The sequence below is a fragment of the Mycolicibacterium sp. MU0050 genome (genome assembly GCF_963378085.1).
GTDB classification, from domain to species: Bacteria; Actinomycetota; Actinomycetes; order Mycobacteriales; family Mycobacteriaceae; genus Mycobacterium; species Mycobacterium wendilense.
Genome location: NZ_OY726395.1, coordinates 320,199 through 340,833, shown reverse-complemented (window position 1 = coordinate 340,833; position 20,635 = coordinate 320,199). Strand labels below are relative to the sequence as shown.

The window sequence follows — 20,635 nt, the reverse complement described above, 5'->3', positions numbered from 1 at the left end:
CGTGAATGCAATCTCGGCGGCGCCACGGGTGAAAGGATCCGCCGATGGTCAGGATGTGGTGCCGCATACCGGGATGGCCTGCTGCCTGACCTCGCTGACCGAACCAGGTTATCGGAGCAGGTCACAGCTGCTTTAGCCGACTCGCAGCAAGGCCGTGGGTGCACACACGCGGTGCGGTGTTCGCCGTTCTCGCGTTGCAGTCGCCGACGGCGCGGACTGCATCGACGGGATCGCGCAACTGTGCCGTGACCGCGTTCGTGACAATCGAAACACCAGCGACTCAAAATTTTTTGCCCCAGCGGCCCAGACCCGACACTCCGATGGCCCCATCGCCACCGCACCGACAAATCGCAGACCACGCATCCGGCACCAACCCCACATACCTCCGGCCACTACCCGGTACCGCAAGTATCGGATTGGGACTACAGTGCGGAATCGAGCGAGAAAGGTGTTGAGAAATGTTGCGCCCTCATCGATCAGCACGCGAAGTCGATCCCGGCCCCGTCCAGATTCACGCCCGCAACGTGCATTTCGACGTCGACGGCGTGGGCCCGCACTGGATTCCGGGCCACCCCGCGGCCTCGCACATGGCCAGCCTGCTCAACGTCATCCTGCCCACCGCCGAGCGCTGGTTCGTCCAGGCCTTCAACGAGGCCCTGCCGCTGGTCGATGACCCGCAGCTGGCCGCCGACATGCGCGGATTCATCGGCCAGGAGGCCATGCACGCCGAGGTGCACGACCGGGTCCTGCACACGTATCTGGAGGATCACGGCCTGCAGCCCGCGCCGATCCTCGACCTGGTGGAGCACATCTTCGAGAAGGTGCTGGCGCCCAGCCGCTCGACCGACGAGCGCCGCCGGCTCGCCCACCTGCGCGAACGGCTGTGGCTGATCGCGGCCATCGAGCACTACACAGCGGTGTTGGGCGATTTCACCCTCAACAATGCGTGGGACGACCACGACGCCGACCCGACCTTCGCCGACCTGTTCCGGTGGCACGGCAGCGAGGAGGTCGAGCACCGCTCGGTGGCCCACGACGTGGCGGTCTACTTCCACGACAGCTACCTGGCGCGGATCCGGGCCATGGCGGTGGTGGTGCCGATGATGTTCGGGTTCTTCCAGCGCGGCACCTGGTACTTCTTCAAGAAGGACCGGACGCTCGACGTCAACTGGTGGCAGTTCAACCGGATGCGGATGCGGGACTCCAAGCTGGGCCTGCTGCCGCGGTTCCGCAACCTGTTCGGGACGCAGACCCTGGCCTACTTCAGCCCGCGGTACTCCCCGGAGTACATGGGCTCGACGGCGCAAGCGGTGGCTTATCTGGCGGCGTCCCCGGCCGCGCGGGCGGCGCTGCAGTGACGCGCCTTGTCCAACGCCTGAAGCAGACCCCGCCGAGCCTGTCGGGCCGCTTCCGGCACGACCCCGCGATCCGGTTCGCGGACCTGGCCATCAACGGCCTATGGGCCGTGACCGGAGCCGTTGCCCGCGAACGGGTTTCGCGCCGCGCCGCACAGTCGCTGACGCTGCGGGTGGCCGAACGGACCGTCGTCGCGCACGACCAGGACGTCATCGAACTGCGGTTGGTCGCCGCCGCGGGCCAGCCGTTGCCGGTCTGGCACGCCGGGGCCCACATCGACGTGCACCTGCCCAGCGGCCGGATCCGGCAGTACTCGCTGTGCGGCGACCCCGCGGTGCGCGACCACTACCGGATCGCGGTGCGTCGCATCCCCGGGGGCGGCGGCGGGTCGGTCGAGATCCACGATCGACTGCCGGTGGGCGCCACCGTCGAAACCCTCGGCCCGCGCAACGCGTTCCCGCTGGCCGTGCCCGGCTACGGCTCGCCGGCGCAGCGCTTTCGCTTCATCGCCGGCGGCATCGGCATCACGCCGATCCTGTCGATGCTCACCATCGCCGACCAGCTGGGCGTCAACTGGTCGATGGCCTACGTCGGCCGCAGCCGCGACAGCCTGCCGTTCCTCGACGAGATCGCCCGGTACGGGGACCGGGTCGAGATCCGAACCGACGACGTCCACGGGCTGCCCACCGCCGGCGCGCTGCTCGGGGACTGCCCGGACGGCACCGCCGTCTACACCTGCGGGCCCGCGCCCATGCTGGGGACCGTCCGGTCGGCACTGGCCGACCGCGACAAGGTCGAGTTGCACTACGAGCGGTTCGGCGCCGCCCCCGTCGTCGACGGTGAGCCGTTCCAGGCCACGCTGGCCGCCAGCGGAAAGACGGTGCAGGTGGGCGCCGACGAGACCCTGCTGCACGCGCTCACCCGGGCCGGGGTCCCCGCGCCGTACTCGTGTCAGCAAGGTTTCTGCGGCACCTGCCGCACCCGGGTGCTCGCCGGGGAGGTCGACCACCGCGACACCCTGCTCACCGAGCCCGAACGCGCCGATCAGATGCTGACCTGCGTGTCGCGGTCGGCCGCGGGGACGCCGCTGACGCTGGATCTGTAGGCCGGCGGCCGGTCCTCAGACCAGGGCGCGCACCGGACCGCCGGTGTGTCCGCGAGACCGCAGCCGCCGCAGCGTCTGCTCCCCCACCGCCCGGACGTCCTGCTGCCCGGACGCGGGGATCAAGGTGACCCCGTCGGCCACCCCGAGGGTGTAGATGTCGTCGACCAACCCGGCGAGGCCCTCGACCGTGCCGACGTAGTGCACGGCGTCCCCCGCCGGCTGCGCCGCCGCCAACAGCCGCCGCGCCGCCCTGCGGTCCTCGGCGACGAGCACGGTCAGGTCCAGCACCACCGCCGCGCCGGTGTCGGCGCGCAACCGGTCGCCGGCGCGCTGCGCATGCTGCAGGTCGCGGGCGGCCAGCCGCACCGCGGGGTCGGCGCCGTCGGTCAGTTCCGTCCAGTCGCCGGCGTCGCCGTCGGCCGCGTCGATGAAGACTCGCAGGTTAGACATGACCTCACGCTAGGAAGCCCGGCCCGCCCTGTCGCCGGTTGCGCTCAGCGGGAATCCAATCAGCGCTCCCGCGCCATCATCCTGGTCTTGATCAGGCTGGCGATCATCGTGATGAACAGCGTCAGGATGATCACGCCCAGGCTCCACAGCGTGGGAATCTCCGGGACCGCCACGTTCTCGCCGCCGTTGATGAACGGCAGCTCGTTCTCGTGCAGCGCGTGCAGGAACAGCTTCACGCCGATGAAGAACAGGATGAACGCCAACCCCTGAGACAGGTACACCAGCCGGTTGAGCATGTCGCCGAGCAGGAAGTACAGCTGCCGCAGCCCCATCAGGGCGAACACGTTGGCGGTGAACACGATGTAGGGCTCGCGGGTCAGGCCGTAGATGGCCGGGATGGAATCCAACGCGAACATCAGGTCGGTGGTGCCCAGCGCGATGATCACGAGGAACATCGGGGTCATCAACCGCTTGCCGGCGCCGTCCTTGAGCCAGAGTTTGAGCCCGTCCCACTTGTCGGTGAAGTTCAGGTGACTGCGAGCAAACCCGACGATGCGGTTCTCGCCGTCGTCGTCGTGGTCGGTGTCGCGGACCAACTTGACCGCGGTGTACACCAGGAACGCGCCGAACGCGTAGAAGATCCAGGAGAACCGCTCGATGGCCACGGCGCCGAGCGCGATGAAGATGCCGCGGAAGATCAACGCCAGGATGATGCCGACCATCAGCGCCTGCTGCTGGAACTTCTTCGGCACCTTGAAGCTGGCCATGATGATGATGAAGATGAACAGGTTGTCCACCGACAGGCTGTACTCGGTGAGCCAGCCCGCGAAGAACTCCAGCCCGTACTGCTGGCCGTGGAAGTTCCAGGTCCAGACGCCGAAGGCGACGGCCAGTCCCACGTAGAACGACAACGCGATGCCGCATTCCCGCATGGTGGGTTCGTGCGGCTTGCGCGCGATGTAGATGACGTCGAAGAGCAGGATCGCGATCGTCACCGCGAGGGTGATGATCCATTCGGTCTGCGTGACGTTCAATGCAATTCCTCCGGTCGTCAAAGCACCAGAGGTCTCTTCCGCCGCTCAGGTCGTCACAGCGGCCCACGGCGCCGGTCGTCCGATGACGGTCGACGTGATGACGACTCCGCGGCGAAGGAGTACTCCCCTCTGCCGGACAGTCTGTCAGTTAACGGTCAGAGGCGCGACGCCGACCCCGAATCGCCCGGTAGCCGCCGTCCCGCAGACATGTTGGCGGCTTAGTATCTTCGACCTGTGGCAGCGGAACCGAACCACGAGATTCCCGCTCAGTACCTGCTGTCGGAGCAAGCACCCGCTCCGCGCACCCTGATCGACATTCTCTACGACACCGCGGCGCGTCATCCGGACGCCGCGGCCATCGACGACGGCACGGTCCAGCTGACCTACAGCGAGCTAATCGCCGACATCGAGGACAGCGTCGCCTGGCTCGCGGCGCGCGGCATCGGCCGAGGCGACCGCATCGGCATCCGGATGCCGTCGGGCAGCTACGCGCTCTACGTCGCGATCCTGTCGACGTTGGCGACCGGGGCCGCCTACGTGCCCGTCGACGCCGACGATCCCGACGAGCGCGCCGACCTCGTCTTCAACGAGGCGCAGGTGGTCGCCGTCATCACCGAGGCCCGGCTGGTCCGCGGACCGGGATCGTCGCGCGGCTGGCGCGCGGGGGCGCCGCTGGGCCGCGACGACGCCTGGATCATCTTCACCTCGGGTTCGACCGGCACCCCCAAGGGCGTCGCCGTCACCCACCGCAACGCGGCGGCGTTCGTCGACGCCGAGGCGCAGATGTTCCTGCGGGACAACCCGATCGGGCCCGGTGACCGGGTGTTGGCCGGGTTGTCGGTGGCCTTTGACGCGTCCTGCGAGGAGATGTGGCTGGCGTGGCGGCACGGCGCCTGCCTGGTGCCCGCGCCCCGCTCGCTGGTGCGCAGCGGCATGGACCTGGGCCCATGGCTGGTGTCCCGGGACATCTCGGTGGTCTCCACGGTCCCGACACTGGCGGCGCTGTGGCCCGCCGAGGCCCTCGAGCAGGTCCGGTTGTTGATCTTCGGCGGCGAGGCCTGCCCCCCGGAACTCGTCGAACGCCTGGCGGTCGAGGGCCGCGAGGTGTGGAACACCTACGGCCCCACCGAGGCCACCGTGGTGGCCTGCCTGGCCGAGCTCGACGGCACGGGCCCGGTCAGCATCGGCTTGCCGCTGCCCGGCTGGGACCTGGCCGTCGTCGACAAGGACGGCCGCCAGGTCGGCTACGGCGAGACCGGGGAACTGGTGATCGGCGGCGTGGGCCTAGCCCGGTACCTCGACCCGGAGAAGGACGCCGAGAAGTACGCGCCCATGCCCCACCTGGAGCCCGCCGGAGCCTGGAAGCGCGCCTACCGCAGCGGCGACCTGGTCCGCTTGGAACCCGACGGGCTGTACTTCCAGGGCCGCGCCGACGATCAGGTGAAGGTGGGCGGCCGGCGGATCGAGCTCGGCGAGGTCGACACCGCGCTGGTCAACCTGCCCGGGGTGTCCGGGGGCGCCGCCGCGGTCCGCAAGACCGCGGGCGGCACCCCGCTGCTGGTGGGTTATGTCGCCAGCGCGGATGCCGACTTCGACCTCAAGGCGGCCCGCGCCGCGCTGGCCGCGACGCTGCCGGCCGCGCTGGTGCCGCGGCTGGTCCTGGTCGACGAGCTGCCCACCCGCACCTCCGGCAAGGTCGACCGCGACGCGCTGCCGTGGCCACCCCCGGACATCGGTGCGCCCGAGGACGCCGAGCTGGCGGGCACCATGGGCTGGCTGGCCGGCCTGTGGCGCGACGTGCTGGGCGCGCCGATCGACGGCCCCGAGGCCGACTTCTTCGCCCTGGGCGGTGGGTCGTTGGCCGCGGCCCAGCTGGTGGTCGCGCTGCGCGAGCGCTATCCGCAGCTGACCGTCGCGCAGCTCTACGACCATCCGCGGCTGGGTTCGCTGGCCGGCTACCTCGACGAGCTGGACCCGCCGGTACAGGTCGAGCCCCGCCGCGTCGCGCCGACATCGGTGGGCACCCAGTTCGCCCAGGTGCTGTTGTCGCTGCCGCTGGCCACGCTGGCCGCCGCGCAGTGGGTGACGTGGCTGGCCCTGGCGAACAACGTGGCGGCCGCGGTGTTGCCGCAGCCGCCGCCGTGGCTGGTGCCGCTGAACTGGTGGTGGGTCCTCGCGGCGTTCCTGGTGTTCGTCACGCCGCTGGGCCGGATGGGCATCGCGGTGGTGGGCGCCCAGGCGCTGTTGTCGAACCTGCAGCCGGGTAGCTACCGCCGCGGCGGGCCCGAGCACCTGCGGGTGTGGCTGGCCGAACGCCTCTCGGAGGCCAGCGGCGCGGAGAACCTGGCCGGGGCGCCGTGGCTGGTCTACTACGCCCGCGCGCTGGGCAACAAGGTCGGCAAGGGCGTGGATCTGCACTCCGCGCCGCCGGTGACGGGCATGTTGACGCTGGGGCATCGCAGCTCCATCGAACCGGAGGTCGACCTGTCCGGCCACTGGATCGACGGCGATGTCTTCCATGTGGGCCCCATCACGATCGGCAACGACGCCACCGTGGGCGCGCGCACCACGCTGTTGCCCGGCGCGGTGGTCGGCAAGAACGCCGACGTGGCCGCGGGCTCCGGGGTGATCGGCAAGGTCAAGAACAAGCAGTTCTGGAAGGGTTCGCCGGCGGTGAAGTCCGGCCGGGTCCGCCACCCGTGGCCGGACCACCGGCCGCCGCGGGCCCCGCTGTGGGTGCTGGTCTACGGCCTGACCTCGCTGGTGTTGGGGGCGCTGCCGCTGGCCGCGCTGGCCGGCGGGCTGGCCGTGATCGGGTATGCGGTGCGGGATACGGCGACGGTGGCCGACGCGGTGCTGCCCGCGCTGCTCTGGGTTCCGGTGGCCACCCTGGTCGCGCTGCTGATCTACGCGGCCCTGACCGTGGCGCTGGTGCGGATCCTGGCGGTCGGTCTGCGCGAGGGCTATCACCCGGTGCGCAGCCGGATCGGCTGGCAGTTATGGGCCACGGAACGGCTGATGGACGGCGCCCGCACCTACCTGTTCCCGGTGTATGCGAGCCTGCTGACGCCGGGGTGGCTGCGCCTGCTGGGTGCCAGGATCGGCAAGAACACCGAGATCTCGACGGTCCTGCTCACCCCGAAGTTCACCGAGGTCGCCGACGGCGCCTTCCTGGCCGACGACACCATGGTGGCCAGCTACGAACTCGGCGGCGGCTGGATCCACGTGGCCCCGGCGAAGGTCGGCAAGCGCGCGTTCCTCGGCAACTCCGGAATCACCCAGCCCGGCCGCCGGGTTCCCGACGACGGGCTGGTGGCGGTCCTGTCGGCGACACCCCACAAGGCCAAGCGCGGCTCGTCGTGGCTGGGCAGCCCGCCCATCCGGTTGCGCCGACGGCCCGACGAGTCCGACACGCTGCGCACCTTCGAGCCGAGCATGGGGCTGAGGATCATGCGCGGCGTCGTCGAGACCTGCCGCCTGATTCCGGTGATGGTCACGTTCGCGATCGGTGTGGCGGTCCTCGGCGCGTTGCAGGAGCTGGCGCTGCGGTTCGGCTGGGGCGGGGCGGCGCTGGCCGGCGGCGTGGTGTTGCTGGTTGCCGGGGCCGCGGCCGGCACCATCTCCGTGATCGCGAAATGGGTTGTGGTGGGCCGCATCCGCGCGGTCGAGTATCCGCTGTGGTCGTCGTTCGTGTGGCGCAACGAGGTGTCCGACACCTTTGTCGAGACCGTCGCCGCGCCGTGGTTCGCCCGCGCCGCCAGCGGCACTCCGGTGATGAACATCTGGCTGCGTGGGCTGGGCGCGGACATCGGCCGCGGCGTGTGGTGCGAAACCTACTGGCTGCCCGAGGCGGATCTGGTGACCCTGGAGCGCGGCAGCACGGTCAACCGCGGTTGTGTGGTGCAGACCCACCTGTTCCACGACCGGATCATGCGGATGGACACCGTGGTCCTGGAGGACGGCGCCACGCTGGGCACCCACTGTGTCGCGTTGCCCGCGGCCCGGGTGGGCGCGGGTGCCACCGTGGGCCCCGCGTCGCTGGTCATGCGCGGCGACGAGGTTCCGCCGTCGACTCGGTGGCAGGGTAATCCGATTGCGCCGTGGGGAGTTGCACGCAAGAAGGGCCGGCGCTCGTGAGGAAGCCCCGCAACGGCGACGGGGGCGGCGGCGTCCGTAAGAAGGCCCCGGCCAAACCGCCGGTGATCGACCCTTATGTGCCCGGCACCGGCAACTTCGGCTACCGGGTCTCGCGGTACGAACTCGACCTCGAGTACAAGGTGGCGGCCAACAGGCTGACCGGGACCGCGACCATCACCGCGGCCACCCTCGCTGCGCTGCAGTCCTTTTCGCTCGATCTCTCCGATGCGCTGGCCGTCTCGAAGGTCACCGTGAACGGCCGGCGCCCGCAGTCGTTCACCCGCGCGCGCGGCAAGCTCAACATCGCCCTGGCGTCCTCCGTGGCCGCCGGGGCCGCGCTGAACATCGTGGTCCGCTACGCCGGAAATCCGCGCCCGATCCGAACCCTCTGGGGCGAAGTGGGTTTCGAGGAGCTCACCAACGGTGCGCTGGTGGCCGGCCAGCCCAACGGCGCGATGTCCTGGTACCCCTGCGACGACCACCCCAGCTCCAAGGCGAGCTACCGGATCCAGATCAGCACCGACAGCCCCTACCACGCGGTTGCCAACGGCGAGTTGCTCTCCCGACGGGTGCGCGCCGGGATGACCACCTGGACCTACGAACTGCCCGAGCCGACGTCGTCGTATCTGGTGACCCTGCAGATCGGCGAGTACACCGGCCATCAGCTCGCGAAGTCCCCGGTGCCCATGCGGGCGATCCTGCCGGAGTCGTTGAAATCCGACTTCGACGCCGACTTCGCCAAGCAGCCGGAGATGATGAAGCTGTTCGAGCAGCTGTTCGGCCCGTACCCGCTGGCCGGCGGCTACACCGTGGTGGTCACCGACGACGATCTGGAGATACCGCTGGAAGCGCAGGGCATCTCGATCTTCGGGGCCAACCATTGCGACGGGTCCGGGCGTTCGGAGCGACTGGTCGCCCATGAGCTGGCCCACCAGTGGTTCGGCAACAGCGTGACGGTGCGGCGCTGGCGCGACATCTGGCTGCACGAGGGGTTCGCCTGTTACGCCGAATGGCTGTGGTCACCGCACGGCGGCGGGCGCAGCACCCAGGAGTGGGCCGAGCATTATCACGCCAAGCTGGCCGATTCCCCGCAGGATCTGCTGCTGGCCGACCCGGGACCCAAGGACATGTTCGACGACCGGGTCTACAAGCGCGGCGCCCTGACGCTGCACGCACTGCGCGGCGTGATCGGTGACGAGAACTTCTTTGCGCTGCTACGTGATTGGGCTGACCGGTACCGGCACGCCACAGTGGTCACCGACGATTTCACCGGCTTGGCCGCCCACTATTCGGATGTCTCGCTACGCCCCCTGTGGGACGCCTGGCTGTACTCGACCGCGGTGCCGGAGTTGTGACCGACGCCGCGGTGCCCACCGGCCCCGCCGGACCCATCGCCCGCAGCGGGGTGGCCCGGGTGGGCGCCGCGACCGCCGTGACCGCGGTGTGCGGGTACGCGGTCCTGTACCTGGCGGCCAGCGACCTGGACCCGGCCGGGTTCTCGGTGTTCGCCGTGTTCTGGGGGGCATTCGGGCTGGTCACCGGGGCGGCCAACGGTTTGTTGCAGCAGAGCACCCGCGAGATCCGGCTGGCCCGCACCGGGCTGCCGCAGCGCGGTGCAATCACCCGCCCGCTGCGGGTGGCGGCCGTGGTGGGTGTGGTGTCGGCCGCGGCGATCGCGGCCACCGCCGCGCTGTGGTCCACCCGGGTCTTCGTCGAATACCGTTGGCTCTCGGTGGCTTTACTGGCCCTCGGGTTGGCGGGGTTCTGCCTGCACGCGACCCTGCTGGGAATGCTGGCCGGGGCCGGCCACTGGTCGCAGTACGGCGCGCTGATGGTGACCGACGCGGTGACCCGCGTGGTGATCGCGGCCGCGACGGTGCTGGTGGGCTGGGGCCTGGTCGGGTTCCTGTGGGCCACCGTGGCCGGCGCGATGGCCTGGCTGGTGCTGCTGGCGGCCTCGCCGACGGCGCGCGCGACCGCGGCCCTGGTGGCACACCAGGACACCCGCAGCTTTCTGCGCGGTGCCTCGCACGCGATCGCCGCGGCCGGCGCCAGCGCCATCCTGGTGATGGGCTTCCCGGTGCTGCTGCAGGCCACCACCAGCGACCTCGGCGCGGCCGGCGGCGTGGTGATCCTGGCGGTCACGCTGACCCGGGCGCCGTTGTTGGTGCCGCTGACGGCCATGCAGGGCAACCTGATCGCCTATTTCGTCGACCGCCGCGAGCATCGACTGCGGGCGCTGCTGACACCGATTGCGGTGGTCACGGCGGTCGGGGCCGTCGGGGTGGTGCTGGCCGCCGCCACCGGGCCGTGGCTGCTGCGGATCGGCTTCGGCGCGGACTACGTCACCACCGGTGCACTGTTGGCGTGGTTGACCGCCGGCGCGGCGGCCATCGCGGTGCTCACCGTCACCGGCGCCGCCACCGTCGCCGCCGCGCTGCACCGCGCCTACTCGCTGGGTTGGGTGGGCGCGACGGTGGCTGCCGCGGCCCTGCTGACGCTGCCGCTGACGCTGGAGACCCGCACCGTGATCGCCCTGCTCTGCGGCCCGCTGGTGGGCATCGCCGTGCACCTCTACGCGCTGGCGGCATCCGGGCGCCCCCGCGCCCCTCGGTAGCATCGAAGCTCGTGACCTGGCTAGTGACCGGCGGGGCCGGCTACATCGGCTCCCATGTGGTGCGCGCACTGCGCGAAGCCGACATGCCCGTCGTCGTGATCGACGACCTGTCCACCGGGCTGGCCCAATTCGTCCCCGAGGACGTCCCCCTGGTGCGGGCCAACCTGCTCGACGAAGCAACCCTGCGCTTGACCCTGGAGTTCCACAAGGTGGCCGGCGTCATCCACATCGCCGGCTACAAGTACGCCGGGGAATCGGTGCAACGACCGCTGCACACCTACCGGCAGAACGTCTCGGCGATGGTCACCCTGCTGGACGCGGTCACCGCCGCCGGCATCGACAAGTTCGTCTTCTCCTCCAGCGCCGCCACCTACGGCACCCCGGACACCGACCTTGTCAACGAGACCACCCCGACCGCGCCCGAGTCCCCGTACGGCGAGAGCAAGCTCATCGGCGAATGGCTGCTGCGCGACACGGGCGTCGCCGTCGGATCCTTCCGGCACACCAGCCTGCGCTACTTCAACGTCGTCGGCTCCGGGCGCGACGAGTTGTTCGACGTCAGCCCGTTCAACCTGTTTCCCCGGGTGTTCGACATGCTGCACCGCGACCAGACCCCGCGGATCAACGGCGCGGACTACCCGACGCCCGACGGCACCTGCGTGCGGGACTACGTCCACGTCACCGACCTGGCGCTGGCCCACGTCGCCGCCGCGCGCCGGCTCGACGAGGGGCTGCCGGTCGAGCCGGTGTACAACCTGGGCAGCGGGGCCGGGACCTCGGTGCGCGAGATCATGACGGCCATCCGCGAGGTCACCGGCATCGACTTCGAGCCCGAAGTCGCCGAGCGCCGCCCCGGGGATCCGGCCCGCATCGTCGCCGCCGGCGACCTGGCGGCCCGCGATCTGGACTGGCGGATGCGGCATTCGGTGACCGACATGGTGGCCTCCGCATGGCGGGCCCGCCGGCACGCCGGAGACGCATATCCGCGCTAGCGCTGTGACGCTCCGCGTCCCCGTGATCGCGGCCGCCCTGATCGGGGTGGCGCTGGCGGTCCGCGCGGTGCTGGCCTTCGGCGGCTACTTCTACTGGGATGACCTGATCCTGGTGGGGCGCGCCGGCACCCAGCAGCTGCTGTCGGCGGGGTACCTGTTCGACGACCACGACGGGCACGTGATGCCCGGCGGTTTCCTGCTGGGCGGGCTGATCACCCGGCTGGCGCCGCTGAACTGGTTCTGGCCGGCGCTGTCGCTGGTGGTGCTGCAACTGCTGGCGTCGCTGGCGTTGCTGCGGGCGTTGCGGGTGATCCTCGGTTGGCGCCCGGTACTGCTGATCCCGCTGACCTTCGCGCTGTTCACCCCGCTGGCTGTGCCCGGCTACGCCTGGTGGGCGGCCGGGTTGAACTCACTGCCCATGCTGGCCGCACTGGCCTGGGTGTGCGCGGATGCAATCCTGCTGCTGCGCACCGGAAATCAGCGGTACGCGGTCACCGGGATGTTGGTGTTCTTCGGCGGTCTGCTGTTCTTCGAGAAGGCCGCGGTGATCCCGTTCGTCGCGTTCGCCGTCGCCGCGCTGCTGGCCCACGTCCGGGGCGAGGATCGGCCGATCCGAACGGTGTGGCGCGGCGGGGTCCGGTTGTGGTCGGCGGCGCTGGCGTTGACCGCGGCGTGGATCGGGCTGTACCTGGTGGTGGTCGATCAGCAGCGGTGGAGTTCGGACCTGGGCATGACCTGGGATCTGTTGCGCCGTTCGTTCACCCACGGCATTGTGCCCGGGCTGGTCGGCGGACCCTGGGAGTGGCAGCGTTGGGCGCCGGCGTCGCCCTGGGGCGTCCCGCCGGCCACGGTGATGGTGCTCGGCTGGGTGGTGCTGGCGGCCGTGGTGGCGGTGACGCTGGTGCGCAAGCAGCGCCTCGGCCTGGTGTGGGTGGTGGCCCTCGGGTACGCGGTGGCCTGCCAGATCCCGATCTACCTGATGCGCTCCTCGCGGTTCACCGCCCTCGAACTGGCCCAGACGCTGCGCTATCTGCCCGATCTGGTGGTGGTGCTGGCCCTGCTGGCCGCCGTCGGACTGTGCGCGCCGAACCGGCCGGGATCGGCCTGGCTGGATGCCTCGCGCGCCCGGACCGCGGTCACGGTTGCGGTCGCGGCGGCATTCGTGGCGAGCAGCCTCTACTCGACGGCGACCTTCCTGGTCAGCTGGCGCGACAACCCGACCAAGTCCTACCTGCAGACCGCCACCGCGAGTCTGGCTGCCGCGCAGGCCGAGTCGGAGGCCCCGCTGTTGGATCAGGAGGTCGACCCGATGATCCTGCAACGGGTGATGTGGCCGGAGAACCTGGCCAGCCACATGTTCGCGCTGCTCTCCGACCGGCCCGAATTCGCATCCTCGACAACCGAATTGCGCATGCTGGACAGCGGCGGACACCTCGTCGAGGCGAACGTGACCTGGGTGCGGACCATCGTGGCGGGGCCGACCCCGAACTGCGGGTACCTCACCCAGCCCGATTCGCCGGTGCGAATGCCGCTGGACGGCCCCCTGCTACCGGCGGAGTGGACCGTCGAGATCAACTACCTGGCCAACGCCGACGGGGCGATGACCTTGTCCCTGGACGAGGGCACCGAGGCCCGGGTTCCGGTGCGGCCGGGGCTCAACCGGGTCTTCGTCCGACTGTCCGGCGCCGGCACCGCCATCACCGCGCAGGCCCAGACCGCCGCGCTGTCGGTGTGTCTGGCCTCGGGCCCGTTGGGCCACCTCGCACCGGCCCGCTGAGGCTGTGTCATATTCATTCGCATGACTAACTTGCGCGACGACGGCCTCAACGTGTTCCGCGAGATGCTGCCGGGCCTGCTGCCCGACAACCTGCCGAACAAGGACGTGAGCTTCGGCACCGGGTTCGCCTCCGAGTTGATGGAGATCGGCATCGAGGGCATCTTCGGCCGGCTGTGGAGCCGGGAGGGGTTGTCCAGGCGCGACCGCAGCCTGGTCACCCTCGGCATCCTGATCGCGCTCGGCGCGGAAATGGAGATGGAGTCGCACTTCCGGATCGCCCGGCAGAACGGCCTGACCGAGGACGAGCTGGCCGAGGTCATCTATCACGCGTCGGGTTACGCCGGGTTCCCCGCCGCCAACACCGCCAAGGACGCGGCACTCAAGGCTCTGGGCAAGAACATTCAGGCCTGAGCCCGGCGGGCGAACGGTCCGGGTCCAGCCCGGGAAATGACCGCAGCCGCCCGCGTTTTTTCGGAGCCACCTGGGGGAATCGAACCCCCGACCTATTCATTACGAGTGAATCGCTCTGCCGACTGAGCTAAGGTGGCGCACCCGGCGCACCGGGCGCAGGAGAGTCTACAGGTCGCTGCGCAGGGCCTGTCCCACCGAGGCCACCATCGCATCGACGGCGAACCTCGGCTTGACGTTGACCGCCAGCGCCTCCCGGCATTGCAGCACCGCCTCGATGCAGCGCAGCAGCCGGTCCGGGGACGCGTGCTCGGCCATCGCGGCCACCCGGTCGGCCATGTCCGGATGGTTGGGGGTGACGCCGCCACCGCTCTGCGAGGCCTGCAACGCCACCAGCAACGCGTCACGGAAGTAGCTCGCCAGGTCGATCAGCGCACGGTCCAGCGCGTCCCGGGACGCCCGGGTCTGCCGCGACTTCTGCCGCTTCTCGAGATCCTTGATGGCCCCGGCGGCCCCGCGCATGGTGCCGGCGGTGCCCTTACCCGTGCCGCCCGCACCCAGCGCGGTGCGCAGCTCCTCGGTCTCGGAGTCGTTGCGTTCCTCGGTGAGCGCCTTGGCCTCCGCCTCGGCGGCGGCCACCAGCTCCTCGGCCGCGGCGAACGCCCGCGACGGGGTGGCGGCGTCGCGCGCCAGGCCCAGCGCCCGTTTGCGTCGGTCACGCGCCTCCGGGTCGGTCGCCAACCGGCGCGCCCGCCCGACGTGCCCGCCGCTGACCGAGGCCGCCCAGCGGGCATCCTCGGCGTCCAGCCCGTCGCGATCCATCAGGACCTGCGCGATGGCGTCGGCGCTCGGGGTCACCAACGCGATGTGCCGGCACCGCGACCGCAGCGTGATCGCGATGTCCTCCGGGTCCACCGACGGGGCACACAGCAGGAACACCGTGGACGGCGGCGGCTCCTCGACCACCTTGAGCAGAGCGTTGGCCGCCCCCTCGGTGAGCCGGTCGGCATCCTCGATCACCACGATCTGCCAGCGGGCGGTGCTCGGCCGCCGCGACGCGATCTGGACGATCGCCCGCATCTCGCCGACGCCGATGGACAGGCCCTCCGGGATGACGCGCCGGACGTCGGCGTGGGTGCCGGCCATGGCCGTCGTGCAGTCCCGACACTGACCGCAGCCCGGCACGCCGTCGGAGGTGCACTGCAACGCCGCCGCGAAACACAGCGCCGCGACCGACCGGCCCGAGCCCGGCGGACCGGTGAACAGCCACGCGTGTGTCATGCTTCCGGCGCCCGTCGGGCTGTGAATCGCGTCACCCCGAGCGGTCTGCGCGGCAGCCACGAGTTCGGCCTCCACCGTGTGTTGGCCCACCAAGCGCGCGAAAACCCCTGACATCACCGGCAAGACTAGTGCTCAGCGGCGACATCGCGGCATGTGGCACCGGCGATCGGGTGCGCCACAACGGTTCGGATTGGTCGCCCGCGCCCGATACGGTGAACGGGTGACCGATGGGGCGCTGCCGCGGGGACGAGCCAGTGCGTTCGTCCGCTGGGTCGTGCGCACTCCATGGCCGGTCTTCACCCTCGGGATGGTGCAGGCCGACATCATCGGTGCCCTGTTCGTCCTGAGCTTCCTGCGCTTCGGCCTGCCCCCGCAGGACCGGGTGCAACTCCAGGACCTGCCTCAGCTGAACCTGGCCATCTTCGTGGGCTATCTGCTGATCTCGTTCGCGATCGGCGCCTACGTCAGCCTCCGATTGCTGACGCCGGTGCTGCGCTGGCAGCGCCGCGAGGGCCTGCTGGCCGATTCCGACCCGGCCGCCACCGACCTCGCGCGCGCCCGGGCCCTGCGGATGCCGATCTACCGCACCGCGATCAGCCTGACCAACTGGTGCCTGGGCGGCATCGTGTTCATCGCGGCCAGTTGGCCGGTGGCCGGCCATTCCGCGCCGGTGCTCGCCGTGGCCACCGGGTTGGGGGCCACGGCCACCGCGATCATCGGCTACCTGCAGTCCGAACGCACCCTGCGGCCCGTGGCCGTGGCCGCGCTGCGCAGCGGTACCCCGGAGAACTTCCGGGCCCCCGGGGTGATCCTGCGCCTGGTGCTGACTTGGACGCTGGGCACCGGCGTGCCCCTGCTGGCCATCGTGCTGTCCATCGTCGCGAGCAAGTTCGCGATCCTGCAGACCTCCGCCGACCAGCTGTTCACGCCGATCCTGCTGATGGCGCTGGCGGCGCTGGTGATCGGGCTGGCCGGCACGGTGCTGGCGGCCATGTCGATCGCGGACCCGCTGCGCCAGCTGCGCTGGGCGCTCGGCGAGGTCCAGCGCGGCAACTACAACGCGCACATGCAGATCTACGACGCCAGCGAACTCGGCCTGCTGCAGGCCGGATTCAACGACATGGTGCGCGACCTGTCCGAACGGCAGCGGCTGCGTGACCTGTTCGGCCGTTACGTCGGCGAGGACGTCGCCCGGCGGGCCCTGGAACGGGGCACCGAGTTGGGCGGGCAGGAACGCGACGTCGCGGTGCTGTTCGTCGACCTGGTCGGCTCGACTCAGCTGGCCTCCACGCGCCCGCCCGCAGAGGTGGTCAACCTGCTCAACGAGTTCTTCCGGGTGGTGGTGGAAACCGTTGCCCGCCATGGCGGTTTCGTCAACAAGTTCCAAGGTGACGCGGCGCTGTGCATCTTCGGCGCACCCATCGAGCACCCGGACTCCTACGGCGCCGCGCTGGCCGCCGCCCGCGACCTGCACGACGAGCTGCTGCCGGTGCTGGGCAGCTCCGAGTTCGGCATCGGGGTCTCGGCCGGCCGCGCCATCGCCGGCCACATCGGCGCGCGAGCCCGCTTCGAATACACCGTGATCGGCGACCCGGTCAACGAGGCCGCGCGGCTGACCGAGCTCGCCAAGCTCGAGGAAGGTCGCGTGCTGGCGTCGTCACAGGCGGTCAGCGGCGCCCTGGACGCCGAAGCGCTGAGCTGGGATGTCGGCGAGGTCGTGGAACTGCGCGGCCGCATCGCGCCCACCCAGCTGGCCCGACCGATCCGGCTCGCCGCGCTCCCGCAGATCCCGAACATCGCCAACTCCCCAGATGTCCCGGGCGGCGCCGACGTCTCGGACGTCTCCGCGTCCGAGCCCGGCTGAGCTGACCTCGAGCGCGGGCCGGCCCGGGGGGGCGAACCTCGGTTCAGGCGGGGCGCTCAGGCCTTCTTGGCGGCCTTTTTCGCCGGGGACTTCTTGGCGGCCGTCTTCTTGGCCGTCTTCTTCGCGGCCGCCTTCTTCTTCACCGGGCCGCGAGCGCGCCGGTCGGCCAGTAGCTCCGAGGCCCGCTCGTCGGTGATCGACAGCACGTCGTCACCCTTGCGCAGGCTCGCGTTGGTCTCACCGTCGGTGACATAGGGCCCGAACCGGCCGTCCTTGATCACCATCGGCTTCTCCGACACCGGGTCGACGCCCAGTTCCCGCAGCGGTGGGGCCGCGGCCGCCTGCCGGCCGCGCCGTTTCGGCTCGGCGTAGATCTTCAGCGCCTCGTCGAGGTCGATGGTGAACATCTGCTCTTCGGTGGCCAGTGACCGAGAGTCGGTGCCGCGCTTCAGATATGGGCCATAGCGGCCGTTCTGCGCGGTGATCTCCTCGCCGGTGTTGGGGTCCACCCCCACCACGCGGGGCAGCGACAGCAGCTTCAGCGCGTCCTCGAGCGTCACCGTCTCCAGATCCATGGTGCGCAGCAGGGAACCGGTGCGCGGCTTGGGCCCGGTGGGCTTCTTGCCCTTCTTGGCCGGCGTACCGGCGCTGCCGTCGTCCGGATTCTCCGGCTCCGGCAGCACCTCGGTGACGTAGGGGCCGAAACGTCCGTCCTTGGCGACGATTTCATGACCGGTCGCCGGGTCGACACCCAATGAGCGCCCCTCTTGCGGGGTGGCGAAGGCTTTTTCGGCCAGCTCGAGGGTCAACTCGTCCGGGGTCAGCTCGTCCTTGAGGTTGGCTCGCTGCGGCTTGAGCTCACCCGGATTGTCCGGATCGGCGATCATCCGCTCCAGATAGGGCCCGTTGCGACCGACCCGGACGTTGACCGCGCGGCCTTCGGCATCGTCGAACAGCTTGATGGAGTTGACTTCTCGGGCGTCGATGCCCTCGAGGTTGCCGCCGACGAGCTGCTTGAGGCCGCCGGAACGGGCGATCGACCCCTCCACGCCGTGCTCGCCGCCGAAGTAGAAGTTGGACAACCAGTTGCTGCGCTGTTCCAACCCGGCGGCGATCCCGTCGAGTTCGTCCTCCATGGCGGCGGTGAAGTCGTAGTCCACCAGGCGGGCGAAATGCTGTTCCAACAAACCGATCACCGCGAACGCCACCCAGGACGGCACCAGCGCGCTGCCCTTCTTGTGGACGTAGCCGCGGTCCTGGATGGTCTTGATGATCGACGAGTACGTCGACGGGCGACCGATGCCCAACTCTTCGAGCGCCTTGATCAGCGAGGCCTCGGTGTAGCGCGCGGGCGGATTGGTGGCGTGCCCGTCCGGGGTCAGCTGCCGGGCCCGGACCTGCTGGCCCTGGGTGAGGTTCGGCAACCGGCGTTCGGCGTCGTCGGCCTCGCCGCCGGCGAGCTCGTCGACCGTCTCCACGTAGGCCTTCAAGAAGCCCGCGAACGTGATGGTGCGGCCGCTGGCGGCGAAGGTCACCGTGCGCGGGCCCTCGGCACCCGCGGCCTCACCGGTGATCCGCAGGCTCAGGGTGGTACCGCGCGCGTCGGCCATCTGCGAGGCCACGGTGCGCTGCCAGATCAGCTCGTAGAGCCTGAACTCGTCGGATTCGAGTTCGCGCCGCACCGCGTCGGGGGTGGCGAAGGTGTCGCCGGCGGGGCGGATCGCCTCATGCGCCTCCTGCGCGTTCTTGACCTTGCGGGTGTACTGCCGGGCCGTCGGGTGGACGTAGTCCTCGCCGTAGAGCTGCCGGGCCTGGTTACGCGCGGCGTTGATGGCCGACTCCGACAACGTCGTCGAGTCGGTACGCATGTAGGTGATGTAGCCGTTTTCGTAGAGCCGCTGCGCGATGCTCATGGTGCGCTCGGAGGAGAAGCGCAGCTTGCGGCCCGCCTCCTGCTGCAGCGTCGAGGTCATGAACGGCGGATACGGCCGGCGGGTGTACGGCTTCTGCTCCACCGAGGACACCGACAGCTGCGCGCCGCTGAGCCCCTCGACCAGGGCACCGGTACTGGCCTGGTCGAGCACCACCACCTCGGCGGGCTTCTTGACCGCACCCACCGAGTCGAAGTCCCGGCCGGTGGCCACCCGCAGGCCGTCGACGTTGACCAGGCGGGCGTTGAACACCGGCGGGTGCGCATTGGGGTCGGAAACACTGGCGTCGAGCTCGGCGACGATGTCCCAGTACTCGGCGCTGCGGAACGCCATCCGCTCGCGTTCGCGCTGCACGATGATCCGCGTCGCGACCGACTGGACCCGGCCGGCGCTCAGCTTCGGCGCGACCTTCTTCCACAGCACGGGCGAGACCTCGTAGCCGTAGAGCCGGTCCAGAATGCGGCGGGTCTCCTGGGCGTCGACGAGGTCGATGTCCAGTTCCCGGGGGTTCTCGGCGGCCGCCCGGATGGCCGGCTCGGTGATCTCGTGGAACACCATCCGCTTGACCGGGATGCGGGGCTTGAGCGTCTCGAGCAGGTGCCAGGCGATGGCCTCACCCTCGCGGTCACCGTCCGTCGCCAGATAGAGCTCGTCGACGTCCTTGAGCAGGCTCTTGAGCTCGCTGACGGTGGACTTCTTGTCGGGGCTGACGATGTAGAGCGGTTCGAAGTCGGCGTCCACGTTGACCCCGAGGCGGGCCCACGGCTCGGACTTGTACTTGGCGGGCACGTCGGCGGCGGCGCGGGGCAGGTCACGGATGTGCCCCCGCGAGGACTCGACAATGTAGTTCGAGCCGAGATAGCTCGCGATTTTGCGCGCCTTGGTGGGCGACTCGACTATGACGAGTCGCCGGACGCTTCCATTGCCGTCAGCCAACTGGGGTTACGCTCCACTTCTTCATCGCTGCACGGGACGCGTTGCCCGCGAGCAACTGCCAATTTTGCATTGTGGACGCACCGAAGCAAACTGACTCGCTCCGGCAGGCGCGTCATACCCGCGGCCACTGCGCGATCGCCTCGGGGTGATCCGGAGGCTCGCCCACGTTCTCTACCAGCCTCGATAGCCGTCTGCGGCCGTTGATCCGCAGCGCGGGACGGCTGCCGCGGGTGCCGATCAGCGTCGGCGCGATCCCGACCCGCATCAGGGCCGAGGCAAGCGGGGAATGGGTGTCGGGGGCGTGCAGGTCCAGCCCCAGCAGGTAGCGGTCGCCGTCGGCGTACCCGGCCGCCAGCGTCCAGGCCCGCAACGCGCGCGGACCCGGCACCCACTGCGGGGGCACCGTCTTGACCGCGCCGCGGGTCCAGGCCCGGGCGATGGGCACCAACCGCAGGTCGACCGCGGTGCGGACCAGCGGGGTGTCCTCGTCGGTGCGTCCGATCTCCGGTTCCAGGCCCGCCTCGGCGACCATCTCGGCGAGCGCCGCGGCCCGCCACGGCCGGTCGACCACCACCGAGAGCCGCCCGCCGGTGACCTCCGGCGAGCCGACCAGAACGATCTGACCAGCGGTTGCGAGCAGCCCGGTGAGATCGGTGACCGTCGGCGGCACCGATTCCGCAGAGAAGAAGGAGAGCTGACTCACGTCACGACAGTAAGGCAGACAAAACGTCCCGGGCGGTAAGACCG

The 20,635-nt window shown here is 70.2% G+C and carries 14 protein-coding genes and 1 tRNA gene; 9 read left to right on the top strand and 6 right to left on the bottom strand.

The features are described from left to right. Positions 1 to 458: 458 nt before the first annotated feature. Positions 459 to 1,358 carry a metal-dependent hydrolase gene (locus R2K23_RS01670; RefSeq protein WP_316513835.1) on the top strand — a complete coding sequence of 300 codons (900 nt, stop codon included), beginning with the start codon at positions 459 to 461 and terminating at the stop codon, positions 1,356 to 1,358. Further along, complete coding sequence (locus R2K23_RS01665) at positions 1,355 to 2,461, top strand: PDR/VanB family oxidoreductase (RefSeq protein WP_316513834.1); 1,107 nt, start codon at positions 1,355 to 1,357, stop codon at positions 2,459 to 2,461. Before R2K23_RS01670 ends, R2K23_RS01665 begins: the two co-directional genes overlap by 4 nt. Positions 2,462 to 2,476: 15 nt before the next feature. Here the strand turns inward: R2K23_RS01665 and R2K23_RS01660 are convergent, their stop codons facing one another. Next, positions 2,477 to 2,911, bottom strand: a complete 435-nt coding sequence (locus R2K23_RS01660; protein WP_316513833.1) for a hypothetical protein — start codon at positions 2,909 to 2,911, stop codon at positions 2,477 to 2,479. 59 nt (positions 2,912 to 2,970) lie between these two features. Beyond that, positions 2,971 to 3,945 carry a TerC family protein gene (locus R2K23_RS01655; protein ID WP_316513832.1) on the bottom strand — a complete coding sequence of 325 codons (975 nt, stop codon included), beginning with the start codon at positions 3,943 to 3,945 and terminating at the stop codon, positions 2,971 to 2,973. A gap of 234 nt (positions 3,946 to 4,179) precedes the next feature. On the opposite strand from R2K23_RS01655, the gene R2K23_RS01650 reads away from it, so the two are divergent. From R2K23_RS01650 to R2K23_RS01625, 6 genes are read left to right on the top strand one after another with little or no spacing between them, the layout of a single operon-like run. Continuing rightward, positions 4,180 to 8,082 carry a Pls/PosA family non-ribosomal peptide synthetase gene (locus R2K23_RS01650; RefSeq protein ID WP_316513831.1) on the top strand — a complete coding sequence of 1,301 codons (3,903 nt, stop codon included), beginning with the start codon at positions 4,180 to 4,182 and terminating at the stop codon, positions 8,080 to 8,082. Further along, a complete protein-coding gene (locus R2K23_RS01645) occupies positions 8,079 to 9,437 on the top strand; it encodes a M1 family metallopeptidase (RefSeq protein WP_396892846.1) in 1,359 nt (452 codons plus the stop codon). The genes R2K23_RS01650 and R2K23_RS01645 overlap by 4 nt, the downstream gene beginning before the upstream one ends. Beyond that, entirely contained in the window at positions 9,434 to 10,699 is a 1,266-nt protein-coding gene (locus R2K23_RS01640; RefSeq protein WP_316513830.1) for a hypothetical protein, read from the top strand. The genes R2K23_RS01645 and R2K23_RS01640 overlap by 4 nt, the downstream gene beginning before the upstream one ends. Before the next feature lie 11 nt (positions 10,700 to 10,710). Next, positions 10,711 to 11,691, top strand: a complete 981-nt coding sequence (gene galE / locus R2K23_RS01635; protein WP_316513829.1) for a UDP-glucose 4-epimerase GalE — start codon at positions 10,711 to 10,713, stop codon at positions 11,689 to 11,691. Between the two features lie 4 nt (positions 11,692 to 11,695). Next, positions 11,696 to 13,468: a hypothetical protein gene (locus R2K23_RS01630; RefSeq protein ID WP_316513828.1), complete on the top strand. Its 1,773-nt coding sequence runs from the start codon at positions 11,696 to 11,698 to the stop codon at positions 13,466 to 13,468. A 21-nt stretch (positions 13,469 to 13,489) separates the two neighbouring features. Further along, positions 13,490 to 13,879, top strand: a complete 390-nt coding sequence (locus R2K23_RS01625) for a carboxymuconolactone decarboxylase family protein (protein ID WP_316513827.1) — start codon at positions 13,490 to 13,492, stop codon at positions 13,877 to 13,879. 64 nt (positions 13,880 to 13,943) lie between these two features. Here R2K23_RS01625 and R2K23_RS01620 read toward each other — a convergent pair. Beyond that, a tRNA-Thr gene (locus R2K23_RS01620) sits at positions 13,944 to 14,016 on the bottom strand. A 28-nt stretch (positions 14,017 to 14,044) separates the two neighbouring features. Further along, entirely contained in the window at positions 14,045 to 15,271 is a 1,227-nt protein-coding gene (locus R2K23_RS01615) for a DNA polymerase III subunit delta' (protein ID WP_316513826.1), read from the bottom strand. A gap of 106 nt (positions 15,272 to 15,377) precedes the next feature. Here R2K23_RS01615 and R2K23_RS01610 point away from each other — a divergent pair, with 106 nt between their 5' ends. Further along, a complete protein-coding gene (locus R2K23_RS01610) occupies positions 15,378 to 17,021 on the top strand; it encodes an adenylate/guanylate cyclase domain-containing protein (protein ID WP_316513825.1) in 1,644 nt (547 codons plus the stop codon). A gap of 56 nt (positions 17,022 to 17,077) precedes the next feature. Here R2K23_RS01610 and topA read toward each other — a convergent pair whose 3' ends face one another. After that, complete coding sequence (gene topA, locus R2K23_RS01605) at positions 17,078 to 19,888, bottom strand: type I DNA topoisomerase (RefSeq protein ID WP_316513823.1); 2,811 nt, start codon at positions 19,886 to 19,888, stop codon at positions 17,078 to 17,080. Between the two features lie 112 nt (positions 19,889 to 20,000). After that, a complete protein-coding gene (locus tag R2K23_RS01600) occupies positions 20,001 to 20,591 on the bottom strand; it encodes a hypothetical protein (RefSeq protein ID WP_316513822.1) in 591 nt (196 codons plus the stop codon). Positions 20,592 to 20,635 lie beyond the last annotated feature (44 nt).

What these genes read in the sequence shown, in the direction of transcription:
- R2K23_RS01670 (WP_316513835.1), top strand. Translation starts at nt 459, where the DNA reads ATGTTGCGCCCTCATCGATCAGCACGCGAAGTCGATCCCGGCCCCGTC.
- R2K23_RS01660 (WP_316513833.1), bottom strand. Translation starts at nt 2,911, where the DNA reads ATGTCTAACCTGCGAGTCTTCATCGACGCGGCCGACGGCGACGCCGGC.
- R2K23_RS01625 (WP_316513827.1), top strand. Translation starts at nt 13,490, where the DNA reads ATGACTAACTTGCGCGACGACGGCCTCAACGTGTTCCGCGAGATGCTG.
- R2K23_RS01615 (WP_316513826.1), bottom strand. Translation starts at nt 15,271, where the DNA reads ATGTCAGGGGTTTTCGCGCGCTTGGTGGGCCAACACACGGTGGAGGCC.